Source organism: Sphingomonas astragali (genome assembly GCF_051400615.1).
Classification (GTDB): domain Bacteria; phylum Pseudomonadota; class Alphaproteobacteria; order Sphingomonadales; family Sphingomonadaceae; genus Sphingomonas.
In genome coordinates this window covers 667,303-680,409 of record NZ_JBLFFH010000001.1, presented here as the reverse complement: position 1 = coordinate 680,409, position 13,107 = coordinate 667,303, and the positions used below count along the sequence as shown (strand labels likewise).

At 69.4% G+C, this 13,107-nt stretch carries 14 protein-coding genes; 10 read left to right on the top strand and 4 right to left on the bottom strand.

Translation table 11 applies throughout. The annotated features are described in order from the left end of the window. Positions 1 to 231: 231 nt before the first annotated feature. Positions 232 to 747: an MAPEG family protein gene (locus ACMGER_RS03390; RefSeq protein ID WP_436810707.1), complete on the bottom strand. Its 516-nt coding sequence runs from the start codon at positions 745 to 747 to the stop codon at positions 232 to 234. A 10-nt stretch (positions 748 to 757) separates the two neighbouring features. Next, positions 758 to 2,059 (bottom strand): NupC/NupG family nucleoside CNT transporter, encoded by a 1,302-nt coding sequence (locus tag ACMGER_RS03385; protein WP_436810706.1) that lies wholly within the window; start codon positions 2,057 to 2,059, stop codon positions 758 to 760. A gap of 233 nt (positions 2,060 to 2,292) precedes the next feature. Here ACMGER_RS03385 and ACMGER_RS03380 point away from each other — a divergent pair, with 233 nt between their 5' ends. The 7 genes from ACMGER_RS03380 to ACMGER_RS03350 all read left to right on the top strand — a co-directional run bounded on the left by ACMGER_RS03380 (position 2,293) and on the right by ACMGER_RS03350 (position 6,406). Then, the gene (locus tag ACMGER_RS03380) at positions 2,293 to 2,943 is read left to right on the top strand and encodes a queuosine precursor transporter (RefSeq protein ID WP_436810705.1); all 651 of its coding nucleotides are present in this window, start codon (positions 2,293 to 2,295) and stop codon (positions 2,941 to 2,943) included. Positions 2,944 to 2,953: 10 nt separating this feature from the next. Further along, a complete protein-coding gene (gene argB / locus ACMGER_RS03375) occupies positions 2,954 to 3,853 on the top strand; it encodes an acetylglutamate kinase (protein WP_436810704.1) in 900 nt (299 codons plus the stop codon). A gap of 53 nt (positions 3,854 to 3,906) precedes the next feature. Then, positions 3,907 to 4,206, top strand: a complete 300-nt coding sequence (locus ACMGER_RS03370; protein WP_436810703.1) for a YggT family protein — start codon at positions 3,907 to 3,909, stop codon at positions 4,204 to 4,206. A gap of 106 nt (positions 4,207 to 4,312) precedes the next feature. Beyond that, complete coding sequence (locus ACMGER_RS03365) at positions 4,313 to 4,405, top strand: DUF167 family protein (RefSeq protein ID WP_436811659.1); 93 nt, start codon at positions 4,313 to 4,315, stop codon at positions 4,403 to 4,405. A 95-nt stretch (positions 4,406 to 4,500) separates the two neighbouring features. Continuing rightward, entirely contained in the window at positions 4,501 to 5,376 is an 876-nt protein-coding gene (folD, locus tag ACMGER_RS03360; RefSeq protein ID WP_436810702.1) for a bifunctional methylenetetrahydrofolate dehydrogenase/methenyltetrahydrofolate cyclohydrolase FolD, read from the top strand. 134 nt (positions 5,377 to 5,510) lie between these two features. Further along, positions 5,511 to 5,789 carry a hypothetical protein gene (locus ACMGER_RS03355; protein WP_436810701.1) on the top strand — a complete coding sequence of 93 codons (279 nt, stop codon included), beginning with the start codon at positions 5,511 to 5,513 and terminating at the stop codon, positions 5,787 to 5,789. Further along, positions 5,786 to 6,406: a MarC family protein gene (locus ACMGER_RS03350; RefSeq protein WP_436810700.1), complete on the top strand. Its 621-nt coding sequence runs from the start codon at positions 5,786 to 5,788 to the stop codon at positions 6,404 to 6,406. The genes ACMGER_RS03355 and ACMGER_RS03350 overlap by 4 nt, the downstream gene beginning before the upstream one ends. Positions 6,407 to 6,610: 204 nt before the next feature. Here the strand turns inward: ACMGER_RS03350 and ACMGER_RS03345 are convergent, their stop codons facing one another. Next, positions 6,611 to 8,407, bottom strand: a complete 1,797-nt coding sequence (locus ACMGER_RS03345) for an AcrB/AcrD/AcrF family protein (RefSeq protein WP_436810699.1) — start codon at positions 8,405 to 8,407, stop codon at positions 6,611 to 6,613. A 152-nt stretch (positions 8,408 to 8,559) separates the two neighbouring features. On the opposite strand from ACMGER_RS03345, the gene ACMGER_RS03340 reads away from it, so the two are divergent. Next, positions 8,560 to 8,976 carry a GtrA family protein gene (locus ACMGER_RS03340; protein ID WP_436810698.1) on the top strand — a complete coding sequence of 139 codons (417 nt, stop codon included), beginning with the start codon at positions 8,560 to 8,562 and terminating at the stop codon, positions 8,974 to 8,976. Positions 8,977 to 8,992: 16 nt separating this feature from the next. After that, a complete protein-coding gene (locus ACMGER_RS03335; protein ID WP_436810697.1) occupies positions 8,993 to 9,733 on the top strand; it encodes a class I SAM-dependent methyltransferase in 741 nt (246 codons plus the stop codon). Here ACMGER_RS03335 and ACMGER_RS03330 read toward each other — a convergent pair. Further along, positions 9,655 to 10,689 (bottom strand): glycosyltransferase family 2 protein, encoded by a 1,035-nt coding sequence (locus ACMGER_RS03330; RefSeq protein WP_436810696.1) that lies wholly within the window; start codon positions 10,687 to 10,689, stop codon positions 9,655 to 9,657. The two genes, ACMGER_RS03335 and ACMGER_RS03330, sit on opposite strands and share 79 nt — an antisense overlap. A gap of 141 nt (positions 10,690 to 10,830) precedes the next feature. Here ACMGER_RS03330 and ACMGER_RS03325 point away from each other — a divergent pair, with 141 nt between their 5' ends. Next, on the top strand, positions 10,831 to 13,101 hold the full coding sequence (locus ACMGER_RS03325; RefSeq protein WP_436810695.1) for a TonB-dependent hemoglobin/transferrin/lactoferrin family receptor: 2,271 nt from the start codon (positions 10,831 to 10,833) through the stop codon (positions 13,099 to 13,101). Positions 13,102 to 13,107 lie beyond the last annotated feature (6 nt).

The window sequence follows — 13,107 nt, the reverse complement described above, 5'->3', positions numbered from 1 at the left end:
CGCATCGTGGCGTAACGTCCCTGTTGGTCAGACGGCCACGAAACCGGCCGCGCGGAATGAGCGGAACACTCAAGGCCATGGCCTATACGCAAGCGACCGGCCGGCCTCAAGCATCTTGGATCGGAGGGTGAAGGTGGTTGGGATTTCCTCCGGCTTTGCCGGCGAGCGATGATTTCTCTCATTCCCGCCTTCGCTGGAACGGCGATGGTTCGATCTCAAACCAGATGGACCTTAGGTGAGTGCCGCGATCAGCCAGCCGAACAGCGCAACGGTCGGATAGAAGCAGAGCCCGAACCCCATCGCCCGGACGGGCGGGCTGCGATAGCCGAGCCCGAACGCCAGCCGCCCGGCGACGAACAGCCCGGCCAGCGGCGGGATCAGCGCGACCGCGGCGGGTGGATGGGTGGCGGCGAGCGCCGGCCAGGCGACGGCGACGAGCAGCAGCTGTTCGGCCGTGTTGCGGTTGTAGCGCAGCAGCCGCGTGAGCCGGTCGTCGCCCGCGGGCGAGCCGCCGTCGATCGCCTCGGGCGAGGAGAAGCGGTGAGCGGCGGTCAGCGCGATGCCGGCGAGCAGACAGGCGCCCGACAGCACCAGCCAGCGCAGGGCGGTGCGGATCGCCTCGACCGGCGCCGGATCGATCGCCGGCATATGAGTGAGCGCGATCCAGAAGGCGCCGACGGTGACCGCGGTCGCCGCCGCCATGCCCGCCGCGACGGGGACCTGCAGCGACCGGGACCGACCGGGCATCGCCATGGCGTTAGATCAGCAGCCCCGCCAGCGCCGCCGACATCAGGTTGGCGAGGCTGCCGGCGAGCAGCGCGCGGATGCCGAGGCGGGCGATCACCGGCCGCTGGTTGGGGGCGAGGCTGCCCGTGACCGCCATCTGGATCGCGATCGACGAGAAGTTGGCGAAGCCGCACAGGGCAAAGGTCACCACCGCGATGGTGCGCTGGCTGAGCGCGCCCTGCTGCGCGCCGAGGCTGATGTAGGCGACGAACTCGTTGAGCACGACCTTCTGGCCGAACAGCCCGCCCGCGATCCCCGCCTCGCTCCACGGCACGTTGAGCAGGTACATGATCGGCGCGAACACATAGCCGAGCAGCCCCTGGAAGCTGAGGCCCGGCACGCCGACCAGGTTGCCGATTCCCCCGAGGATGCCGTTGGCGAGCGCGACCAGCGCGACGAACGCCAGCACCATCGCGCCGACCGCCACCGCCAGCCGGACGCCGGTCTGCGCCCCCTGCGCCGCCGCCATGATGATGTTGGCGGGCTTCTCCTCATCGTGCGTCGCCTCGGGCATCGGCGGCGGCTCGGGCGCGACGCCCTCGGGCAGCAGCGCCGCCGGGCCCTGGCCGCTGACCCGCGTGTCGGCGAGCGCGATCGCCTCGTCGGCGAGCTTCGGCGGCACCGTGTCGGGCATGATGATCTTCGCCATCAGGATGCCGCCCGGCGCGGCCATGAAGCTCGCCGCCAGCAGATATTCGATGCGGATGCCCATCGACGCATAGGCGGCGAGGATCGTCCCCGCGACGCCGGCCATGCCGCTGGTCATAACCGTGAACAGCTGCGCCGGAGTGAGGCTGGCGAGATAGGGCCGGATGACCAGCGGCGATTCGGACTGGCCGACGAAGATGTTCGCCGCCGCGCACAGCGATTCGACCTTGGAGACGCCGGTCACCTTCTCGATCGCGCCGCCGATCCAGCGCACGACCAGCTGCATGATGCCGAGATAGTAGAGGATCGAGACCAGCGCGGCGAAGAAGATGATGACGGGGAGCGCCTGGATCGCGAAATTCTTGCCGAGCGGATCGTCGGCGAGCTTGCCGAACAGGAAGCTGGTGCCGGCGTTGGCGTAGCTCAGGAGGTTGGCGACCCCGCCCGACAGGAACTCGAGCACCGCCTTGCCCCACGGCACGTACAGCACCAGCACCGCGATCCCCGCCTGCAGCGCGAAGGCGGCCCCCACCACCCGCGGCCGGATCGCGCGCCGATCGGTCGAGAGCAGCACGGCCAGTCCCAGGATGACGAGAATGCCGGCCAGCCCGATCAGGTAACGCATGAAATCCCTCCGCCACGCCCCCGGCGCGGAAGGGACCGACAATACACGGTGCGGCCGATGCGGCTAGAGCCGATTGCGCTAGCCCTCCCTCCGTTCGCCCTGAGCCTGTCGAAGGGCGAAAGCCGCAGGCGACGCACTTGAGGCATGGTCGCCCTTCGACAGGCTCAGGGCGAACGGGGGAGGGGGTGCAAAGCCATCTTCCCCCGCCCGCGAAATCCGCTAGCGTCGCGGCGATGGACACCCCCGACCGCGGCATCGCCCGCTCGCTCTTCGCCTTCGCGATCTTCTACGGCGGCATGGTCTGCATCGCCGGCGTGCTCGGCAACAAGCAGGTGTCGGTCGGCCCGCTCGCGGTCGAGGCGGGGATCTTCGCCTTCCTGCTGCTGGTGGTGACGTCGAGCGCGGTCGCCGAGCTGCACGGGCGGACCATCGCCAACCGCCTGGTCCAGATCGGCTTCGTCCCGCTGATCGCCAGCCTCGTGCTGGCGGTGATCGTGATGGCGCTGCCCGCCTCGCCGGAGATGGACCCGGCGCGGCGCGACGCCTTCGCGCTGATGATGGGCTCGACCCCGCGCATCTGGCTCGGCGGCATCGTCGCCTATGGCGTGTCGCAGACGCTCAACGTCACCATCTTCTCCTGGCTCAAGGGCCGCGAGGGCAGCCGCCTGCTGTGGCTGCGCGCCGCCCTCGCCAGCGCGCTCAGCCAGATCGTCGACACGCTGCTGTTCGTGACGATCGCCTTCCTCGGCGTGTTCCCGATCGGCGGGCTGCTGGCGGGGCAGATGCTGGCGAAGGTCGTCCTGTCGGCGGTGCTGGTGCCGCCGCTCATCTACCTGTTCGTCGCGATCGGGCGGAAGCTGGACGGCGCGCCGCCGCCCGCGTAATCGCGCGCACATGACCAACCACGCCCCCGATCCCGCGATGCTGGCCAAGGCGGAGACGCTGACCGAGGCGCTGCCCTATCTCCAGCGTTACGCCGGCAAGACCTTCGTCGTGAAGTACGGCGGCCACGCCATGGGCGACCCGGAGCTCGCGCGCGACTTCGCCGAGGACGTGGTGCTGCTCAAGATGGTCGGCATCAACGTCGTCGTCGTCCACGGCGGCGGTCCGCAGATCGGCGCGATGCTGAAGCGGCTGGGCGTCGAATCGCGCTTCCACGACGGCCTCAGGATCACCGACAAGCCCACCGCCGAGATCGCCGAGATGGTCCTGGCCGGCTCGATCAACAAGGAGATCGTCGCCTGGATCGCCGCCGCCGGCGGCAAGGCGGTCGGCATCGCCGGCAAGGACGCCAATCTCGTCCGCGCCGAGAAGGTGACGCGCGCCGAGCCCGACAAGCTCCAGGGCATCGAACGTCACGTCGACCTCGGCTTCGTCGGCGAGCCGGTCGCGGTCGACGGCACCATCCTCGACACGCTGTCGGTGCAGGGCTTCATTCCGGTGGTGGCGCCGATCGCGCTCGGCAACGACGGCGAGACCTACAACGTCAACGCCGACACCATGGCCGGCGCGATCGCGTCGGCGATCGGCGCCTCGCGCTTCTTCCTGCTCACCGACGTGCCCGGCGTGCTCGACAAGGCCGGCGAGCTGCTGACCGACCTCACCCCCGCCGACATCGCCGGCCTGCGCGCCGACGGCACCGTCACCGGCGGCATGATTCCCAAGCTCGCGACCTGCGTCGCCGCCGTCGAGGGCGGAGTCGACGCCGCGGTGATCATCGACGGGCGCATCCCGCACGGAATGCTGCTGGAAATCTTCACCGAGCGCGGCGTCGGCACGCTGGTCCGGCGCTAGCGCGGGGGCATCGGGCGTCCTATAGTAACAGCACACCTTCCAGGAGCCGTCGCTTGAACATCCTGCTGCAAATCATCCTGTATCTGCTGACCATCCTGTGGTGGGTCATCATCATCCAGGCGATCCTGTCGTGGCTGATCGCGTTCAACGTCATCAATCTCCACAACGAGTTCGTGCGCTCGGTCTGGAATGCGCTGGGAGTGATCACCGAGCCGATCTATCGCCCGATCCGCCGCATCCTGCCCGATTTCGGGGCGCTCGACCTGTCGCCGCTGGTCGTGCTGATCGTCCTCTACATCCTGATGAACATCGTGATTCCAGGACTCTACGCACCCGTCGCCTACGGCATGTGAGCGCTTGGACGCCGCGGCCCGATGGGCTGGTGCTGCGCGCGCGGGTGACGCCGCGCGCCTCGCGCGAGGCGGTCGGGGCGGGGCCGGAGGCAGCCTCGCGGTCGGGCTGACGGCGCCGCCGGCGGGCGGCGCGGCCAACGCCGCATTGATCGCTTTGCTTGCCGGGGCGTTTGGGGTGGCGAAGCGGGACGTGACGTGACGATCCTAAGCGGCGGGACCGGCCGGACCAAGCGCATCGCCGGCGATTTCCGTAGCGCTGGCACAGATCGCCGCCCGCCTCTATGGGAGCGAGCCATGACGGCACGGATCATCGACGGAAAGGCGGCCGCCGCGCGGCTGCGCGAGCGGGTCAGCGAGCTGGCGGCGAGCTTCTGGACCGCGGCGGGGCGGCAGGCCGGCCTGGCGGTGGTGCTGGTCGGCGACGACCCCGCCTCCGACGTCTATGTCCGCTCCAAGGGCAAGGCGACGGTCGCCGCCGGCATGGCGAGCTTCGAGCATCGCCTGCCCGAAAGCACCACCGAGGACGAGCTGATCGCGCTGGTCGACGCGCTCAACGAGAGCGAGGCGGTCGACGGCATCCTCGTGCAGCTCCCGCTGCCGGCGCACATCCGCGAAAGCGCGGTGCTGACGCGGATCGTTCCGGACAAGGACGTCGACGGCTTCCACCCGGTCAACGCCGGCCGGCTGGCGACCGGGCTGCACGGCTTCGTCCCCTGCACGCCGCTCGGCTGCCTGATGCTGCTCGAGGAGGAGCTGGGCGATCTCGCCGGGCTCGACACGGTGGTGATCGGCCGCTCGAACATCGTCGGCAAGCCGATGGCGGCGCTGCTGACCTCGCGCAGCGCGACCGTGACGCTGGCGCATTCGAGGACGCGCGACCTCTCCGGCCATGTCAAGCGTGCGGACATCGTCGTGGCGGCGGTCGGCCGGCCGCGCTTCGTCAAGGGCGAGTGGCTGAAGCCCGGCGCGACCGTGATAGACGTCGGCATCAACCGCACGCCGGAGGGGCTGGTCGGCGACGTCGACTTCGACGGCGCGGCCTCGGTCGCCGGCGCGATCACGCCGGTTCCGGGCGGGGTCGGGCCGATGACGATCGCCTGCCTGCTGCGCAACACCATCGTCGCCGCGCACCGCAATGCCGGCCTCGTGCTGGAGGACGGCGCGATCTGACTTGCAATGTTGGATTTCGCCCGTCAGCCTGACGGGCGCGATGCCGTCGGATAGGGCCGGTCGGCGCGGCAGGCGAAGGGGGCGCGTCTACCTATGACTTTCGTGACCTTCGACGGTTTTCTGCGGGTTTCGCGGTGATCCTGCTGGCGCTGCTCGCGGGCGAGGCCGGTCCGTCCCCGCTCGATCCACACGCGCGGGTCGCCAAGCTCGTCGTCCGCCGGGCAGCGTGCGGGGGTGAGGGTTGCGCCACCGGTTTCGACCGCGAGGCCACCAGCGGCTATGGCGCGTCGGGCGACGCGACGCTGCGCTGGCAGGTCGCGCCCGATGGCGCACGCAGCTTCATCGCCGAGCTGTGGACAGGGCGCGGCGATGAGGCCGTGATTGACGATTGCATCGCGGCGCCGCCGAAATGATCGAGCTGTTCGTCTCCTCGCTTATCACTTTCTTCGTGGTGATCGATCCGCCCGGTTGCGCGCCGATCTACGCCGGTCTCACCGCGGGCGCGACGCCGGCCCATTCGCGGGCGATGGCGATCCGCGCGGTGGTCGTCGCCACGGTCATCCTGCTGGTGTTCGCGCTGGTCGGCGAGGACCTGCTCCGCGCGCTCGGCATCGGGCTCGACGCCTTCCGCATCGCCGGCGGCATCATGCTGTTCCTGATCGCGATCGAGATGGTGTTCGAGCGCCGCACCCAGCGCCGCGAGGAGCGCGCGCAGAAGATCGCCGAGACGCCGGAAATCGAGGACGTCTCGATCTTCCCGATGGCGATGCCGATGATCGCGGGACCGGGCTCGATCGCCACGGTCATGCTGCTGATGTCGCAGAACCAGGGGCTGGAGCGCTCGCTGGTGGTGCTGGGGGCGATGTTGGCGATCCTGGCGCTGACGCTGGTGGCGCTGCTCGCGGCGGGGCCGATCATGCGCTTTCTGGGTGCCAAGATCGAGGCGGTGATCACCCGCCTCCTCGGCGTCCTCCTCGCCGCGCTCGCCGCGCAGTTCGTGATCGACGGGGTGAAGGCGAGCCTGGCGTAACCCAAAATCCTCTCCCATTGGGAGAGGGACAGTGGGAAATACCGGCCCGAAGAAATCGCTTTCCTAATAGGATTTGCCCTGCTTGGATCCGCCGGCGGCTGCCGTGGCGCAGCCGCGGGGATAAGTGGAGCAAAGTGAACGAATGCGGCGCGACTCCCTTCACTTTCGCGTCACTTTCGCGAAGGCGCGCGCGGCATGGCCATCCTAGTCATAGTCGATCCGCCACAGCCGGAACGGCGAGTTCTTCGGCAGCGGCACCGGCACCAGCCATTTCGGGATCCTGCCCTTGGCGAGCTGCGCGTAGAAGCCGTTCCTGGCGCGGCTGCGGTAGATCGTCGTCTCGGCCATGTTGGGGCACACCAGCAGCAGCCGCGCGCCGTGCCGCCTGGCGATGGCGCGGAAGCCATCGGGCGTGCCGGTGAAGGCATGGTGGACGTCGAGGATCGCGTCGCCGTTGCGGTGATAGGGGCCGGCGATGGCATCGTGATGGGTGAGGGTGATGAGCCGCGGCCCCAGGTCGACGTGGGTGAAGATCACCGTCGCCGGCAGCCGGTCGAGCGGGCGCATCGCCGGGATGGTCGAGCAGCGGGCATTGGCCCGGTTGACGATCTTGGTCCGCGCATTGGGCGGATCGATCGGGAAGAGGCGAAGCGTCATGCCCGCGAAGAGGCCGGAGATCAGCAGGAAGGCCGCGACCGATCCCAGCACCCGCACCGCCACCGAGGAGCGGGTCAGGAACCACGGCACCACGATCCAGGCGAGCGCGGTCGCGCCGATCACGCCGATCAGCGCCGCCGCCGGCCCCGCGCGGATCTGCCACAGCAGCATCGCGGCGGCGAAGGCGGCGAACAGCGTCACCGACACCCAACCGGCGAAGCGATCGGTGCCGCGCGCGCGCCAGGTGGCGACGATCGCGCCGACCAGCCCGGAGACCGGCAGCACCGCCATCGGGAAGGCGACGCGGAGCGGATGCTGGTAGATCGGCTTGGCCTCGCGCACGTTGCTGAGCCAGGTCCGCACGAGCTCGTCCGACACGCCCTCCGGCCGGCCGAGGCATTGCGGGAAGCTATGGGCGAAGGCGCCGGCGACGATCGCACCGGCGGTCGCCGCCAGCGCCAGCCGCACGATCCGGTTCTCCGGGCTGACCCAGGCGAGGACGAACAGCAGCGCGCCGCAGCCGACCATCACCGACAGCCACACCGGCGTCAGCGCGTCGCAGCGCATCGCCATGTTGGCGTAGGAGGCGAAGCCGGCGAAACCGAGCGCGCTGCCGCCCGCCAGGGTCAGCGCATAGGCGGCCAGCCGCCGCGCCTCGCCGCGGTCCCACACCCAGCGCAGCGCCACCATCGCCCCCGCGATCGCGCCATAGGGCAGCATCTCGAGCCCGATGGTCAGCGACACCGCCGTGGCCAGCCCGACCGTCGCGCCGCCCCGCGCCCGCCGCGGATCGGCGAGGCCGGCAGCGGTGAGGCTCAGCATCGCGAGCTGCCAGCCGTGATGGTCGATGCGCATCGGCACGAACATGCCGATCGTCATCGACGCGCCGGTGCCGAACAGGATGATCCCGGCCAGGAGGTAGGCGGCCGGCGCCACCAGCCGGCGGACGGCGAGCGCCATCCCCACCATCGTTACGCCCAGCGGCAGCAGCGGCGCGATGCCGCACGCCCAGCGCTCGGCCCAGGCGGTGCCGAGAAAGGGCTTGAGGATCAGGATCAGCCCCGCGATCGGCAGGTCGACCAGCCGCGACCAGTGGATGTCGAAGCCGAGCGGCGGGTTGAGGCGGTACTGGCGCAGGTCGTACCAGCCCTGACCGCCAAGCAGCGCGCGCACCTGCATCAGCCGCATGTTGTCGTCGGTGTCGCCGAGCGACAGCCAGTAGATGTTGTTCCAGCGCTGCCACAGATACCAGGCGACGATGATCGCCCAGGCGGCGAGGGTGACGGTCAGCCACCGGCGATCGATCTCGATCTCGAACCGGGACGGAGACGGGCTGTCGTTCAATTCCGCTTCCCTCTTCAATCGGTTGGAGATAGTGCGCGCGCCCAACCACCGTTCGCCCTGAGCTTGTCGAAGGGTCGCCTTTCACCTTTCCGGCGAAAAAGAAAAGGGCGGCCCTTCGACAAGCTCAGGGCGAACGGATCGGGGAGTGACAAGTGGTTTCCAAGGCTCTCGATCACCTCAACGCCAATACGGTCCTCGGCCAGCTCGTGCGCTATGCGATCACGGGTGGCGGCGTCACGCTGCTTGGCGCGGTGCTCTATACCGGGCTGGTGCTGGCGAGCGCGATCCATCCGCAGCTCGCGATGTTCGCCGCCTACGTGGTTTGCGTGGCGGTCGGTTATGTGCTCCACAGCCGGTGGAGCTTCCGCGGGCACGGCAGCCGCGACAATGTGGCGCGCACCACCACCCGCTTCTTCGTCGTCAGCCTGGTGAGCTATGGCCTCAATGCCTTCTGGACCTGGTTCTGCATCAACATCCTGCACCTGCCGGAATGGACGCCGGTGGTGCCGCTCCTGTTCGTGACGCCGCTCGCCACCTTCGCGCTCAACCGCAACTGGGTGTTCGGCTGATGGCCAGGATCCTCTGATGGAACGCGTGGTCTACGATCGCATGGCGGCGCACGATTCCACCCATTGGTGGTATCGCGCCCGGCGCGACATCCTGGCCGATTACCTGATCCGTTACGGCAGGCTGCCGCAGGGCGCGCGCGTGCTCGAGATCGGCTGCGGCACCGGGCACAACCTGCCGATGCTGGCCCGGTTCGGCGAGGTCGACGCGATCGAGATCGACGCCGCCGCCCGCGACATCGCCAGCCAGCGGCTCGGCAAGCCGGTGGGCGAGGCGCCGCTGCCCGGCCTCACCGGCGTCGCGCCGGCGAGCTACGACCTGATCGCCGTGCTCGACGTGGTCGAACATATCGACGACGACGTCGGCGCGCTGAGGGGCATGGCCGAGCGGCTGAAGCCCGGCGGCAAGATCCTGATCACCGTGCCGGCGCACCAATGGATGTGGAGCGCGCATGACGTGGTGAATCATCACAAGCGGCGCTACTCCAAGGCGACGTTCGACGCGGCGATCCGTGCGGCGGGGCTGACGCACAATGGCCTCAGCTACTTCAACTCGCTGCTGTTCCCGGCCGCGGTCGCCGCGCGCGGGGTCGGCAGGATCACCGGCAAGGACGACAGCGACGATTCGCCGCCCCCCCGCCCGGTCAACGCGCTGTTCGAGGCGATCTTCCGCCTCGAACGTCACCTGGTCGGGCGCGTGCCGCTGCCGCCCGGGCTGTCGATCATCACGCTGGCGTCGCTCTCGTCCCCGGACCGATAGCCGAGGGTCGCGCGGCCCCGGATCGGGCCGGCGACGTCGGCGACGAGATAGAGCGGGCGCCGCTTCGACTCGACATAGAGCCGGCCGATATATTCGCCGATCATGCCGAGCACGAACATCTGCACCGAGCCGAGGAACAGCACGACCAGCATGGTCGAGGTCCAGCCCTGCACGGTCTGCCCCATCAGGAAGCTGATCACCACATAGACCAGCACGATCAGCGTCGCGCCGGTCAGCGCCAGCCCGACATGGCTCGCGAAGCGCAGCGGCGCGGTCGAGAAGCCGGTGACGGCATCGAGCGCGAAGCGGACCATCTTGCCGAGCGGATATTTGGTCTCGCCCGCCAGCCGCTCGGCGCGGTCGTAGACGAACGGCACCTGGCGGAAGCCGACCCACGCGACCATGCCGCGGATGAACCGCGCCTGCTCCGGCAGCGACAGCAGGGCATCGAGCGCCCGGCGGCTCATCAGCCGGAAATCGCCGGTGTCGAGCGGGATCGGCGTATCGGTGATCCGGTCGAGCATCCGATAGAACACCGCGGCGGTGAGCTTCTTGAAGAAGGTCTCGCCCTCGCGCTTGCGGCGCACTGCGTACACCACGTCGGCACCCTCTGCCGCCATAGTCGCGCGCATGTCGGCGAGCAGCTCGGGCGGGTCCTGCAAGTCGGCGTCGATGATCAGGATCTGCTCGCCGGCGCACAGGTCCAGACCCGCGGTCAATGCGAGCTGGTGGCCGTGATTGCGCGAGAGGTTGATCGCGACCAGCCGCGGATCGGCCGCCGCGAGCCGCTGCATTACCGCCCAGCTGCCGTCTCGCGAGCCATCGTTGACCAGCACGATCTCATGATCGTCGCCGACCGCCGCCTTGGCCGCCGCGGAGACGCGCGCGTGCAATGCCTCGAGGCAGTGCTCCTCATTATAGCAGGGAACGACGACGGAGAGCTTCGGCCGCTTCATGGCGGCGCTCCTTAGCCGGTTGCGCGCGGCGCGTCACGGGCGTCGATTCGCCCGCGGCACGAACGGCATTGACGCGCACGGCAGCGGCTCCTAAGCGATCTGCAAATGCGAGTCAGTCGCGTTAGCAAGAAAAGGGGCAGCATGGTTCGGAACGGATGGATGGCGGGTGCGGCGGCCGCCGCGATCGCGGCGGCCGCGTGGGCGGTGCCTGCGCAGGCGCTCGCGCCCGGGGAAAAAGGGGGCGTGGCGGACGGAACCTCCGCCGCGGCCACGGATTCCGCCGCGCCGGCGGACGGCGACGGCCAGTCGATCACCGTCACCGCGACGCGCCTGCCGGTTCCGGTCGAGGATGCGCCGGCGACGGTGACGGTGATCGACGCCCGGCGCATCGCCGACGAACTGGTGACCGATATCAAGGACCTGGTCCGTTTCGAGCCCGGCGTGAGCGTCCCGCGCCAGCCGGCCCGCTTCTCGGCCGCAGGCAGTGCGGTGGGCCGCGCAGGCAACGAGGGCTTCACCATCCGCGGCATCGGCGGCAACCGCGTGCTGATCCAGGTCGACGGCGTGCGCGTGCCCGACGGCTTCAGCTTCGGTCCGCAGGCGACGGGGCGAGGCGATTACGTCGACCTCGGCCTCGTCAAGTCGGTCGAGATCCTGCGCGGTCCCGCCTCGGCGCTCTACGGCAGCGACGGCCTCGCCGGTGCGGTGAGCTTCGTCACCAGCGATCCGGCCGATTTCCTGGAGGGCGGCAAGAGCGTCGGCGGCCTGGTGCGTGCGAGCTATGCCAGCGCCGACGACGAATTCGCCGAGACGGCGATCGTGGCGGGCCGAAGCGGCGACTGGTCGGCGATGGCGGCCTATACGCGCCGCGACTTCCACGAGCTCGACAACAAGGGTTCCAACGATTCGACCGGTGCCGCGCGGACGGAACCCAACCCGCAGGACGGGCACAGCAATGCGGCGCTGGCGCGGATCGTCTATCAGACGGGCGGGCACCGGCTGCGGCTGACCGGCGAGTATTTCGACAGCTATCTGTTCACCGACGTGCTGTCGGGCTTGGGTCCGCAGCCTGGTTGGACGGTCGACCTGCTGAAGGGCCGCGACACCAGCGAACGCAAGCGGCTCGCCTTCGACTGGAGCTGGGACGGCGCCGGCGCGATCGAGTTCGCGCGGCTCGCCGCCTTCTGGCAGGATTCCGACGATGTGCAGTTCACCGACGAGGATCGCACCCCCGCCGCCGACCGCGAGCGGCGCAACACCTTCGAGAACCGCGTCTACGGCGCTTCGGGCGAGGTGCGGTTCGGGTTCGAGACGGGCGGCCTCCGCCACCGGCTCGTGCTGGGCGGCGACCTCAGCTTCACCCGCCAGAAGGGGTTGCGCGACGGCGTGGTGCCGCCCGCCGGCGAAACCTTCCCGACCCGCGCCTTTCCGGTGACCGATTACACGCTCGCCGGCCTCTTCCTCGCCGACGAGATCATCGCGGGGCCGGTCACGCTCTATCCGGCGCTGCGCTTCGACGCCTATGACCTCGACCCGACCGACGATCCGCTGCTCCCGGCCTTCGCCGGCGCCAAGCAGGACGGATCGCGGCTGTCGCCCAAGATCGGCGCGGTGGTGAAGCTCACCGAGGGCATCCGGCTGTTCGCCAACTATGCCCAGGGCTTCAAGGCGCCCGAGCCGAGCCAGGTGAACAACTTCTTCGCCAATCCGGCGGTCGGCTACACCAGCATCCCCAATCCCGACCTCAGGCCCGAGACCAGTCGGAGCTACGAGGCGGGGGTGCGCGTCACGGGCGGCGCGGTCTCGGTCGACATCACGGGATTCCACGCCGACTACCGGAACTTCATCGAGCAGGTGGAGACGACCGGGCGACCGTTCCCAAGTCCGGCGAACCCGTGGATCTACCAATGGGTCAATCGGGGACGGGTGAAGATCGACGGCGCGGAGGCACGGATCGAGGCGCGGCCGGTATCCGGCGTCACGGCTTCGCTTGCCGCTTCCTACACGGTCGGCGATGCGATCGATCCGGACGGGACACGCGCGCCGCTGCAGTCGATCGATCCGATGAAGGTGGTGGCGGGGCTCGGCTACGACCACGCCGACCGGCGGTTCGGTGGGCGGTTCAGCGTCACCTATGTCGGGCAGAAGGAGCTGAGGCGCACCGCCGGCATGACCTGCGACGTGCCGCCCGCCGGCCAGTGCTTCACGGGCGCCGAGCGTTTCATCCTCGACCTCACCGCTTATGCGCGGCTGACGGATGCGCTCACGCTGCGTGCCGGCGTCTTCAACATCACCGACGAGAAATACTGGTGGTGGAGCGACATCCGCGGCGTCGCGGCCAGCTCGCCGATCAGGGACGCCTATTCCCAGCCGGGGCGCAACGGCAGCGTCTCGCTCAGCTTCCGCTTCTGATGGAGA

Coding starts and splice junctions, on each gene's coding strand:
- folD (WP_436810702.1), top strand. CDS start 4,501: ATGACGGCACGGATCATCGACGGAAAGGCGGCCGCCGCGCGGCTGCGC.
- argB (WP_436810704.1), top strand. CDS start 2,954: ATGACCAACCACGCCCCCGATCCCGCGATGCTGGCCAAGGCGGAGACG.
- ACMGER_RS03335 (WP_436810697.1), top strand. CDS start 8,993: ATGGAACGCGTGGTCTACGATCGCATGGCGGCGCACGATTCCACCCAT.
- ACMGER_RS03325 (WP_436810695.1), top strand. CDS start 10,831: ATGGTTCGGAACGGATGGATGGCGGGTGCGGCGGCCGCCGCGATCGCG.
- ACMGER_RS03330 (WP_436810696.1), bottom strand. CDS start 10,689: ATGAAGCGGCCGAAGCTCTCCGTCGTCGTTCCCTGCTATAATGAGGAG.
- ACMGER_RS03380 (WP_436810705.1), top strand. CDS start 2,293: ATGGACACCCCCGACCGCGGCATCGCCCGCTCGCTCTTCGCCTTCGCG.
- ACMGER_RS03385 (WP_436810706.1), bottom strand. CDS start 2,059: ATGCGTTACCTGATCGGGCTGGCCGGCATTCTCGTCATCCTGGGACTG.
- ACMGER_RS03390 (WP_436810707.1), bottom strand. CDS start 747: ATGCCCGGTCGGTCCCGGTCGCTGCAGGTCCCCGTCGCGGCGGGCATG.
- ACMGER_RS03350 (WP_436810700.1), top strand. CDS start 5,786: ATGATCGAGCTGTTCGTCTCCTCGCTTATCACTTTCTTCGTGGTGATC.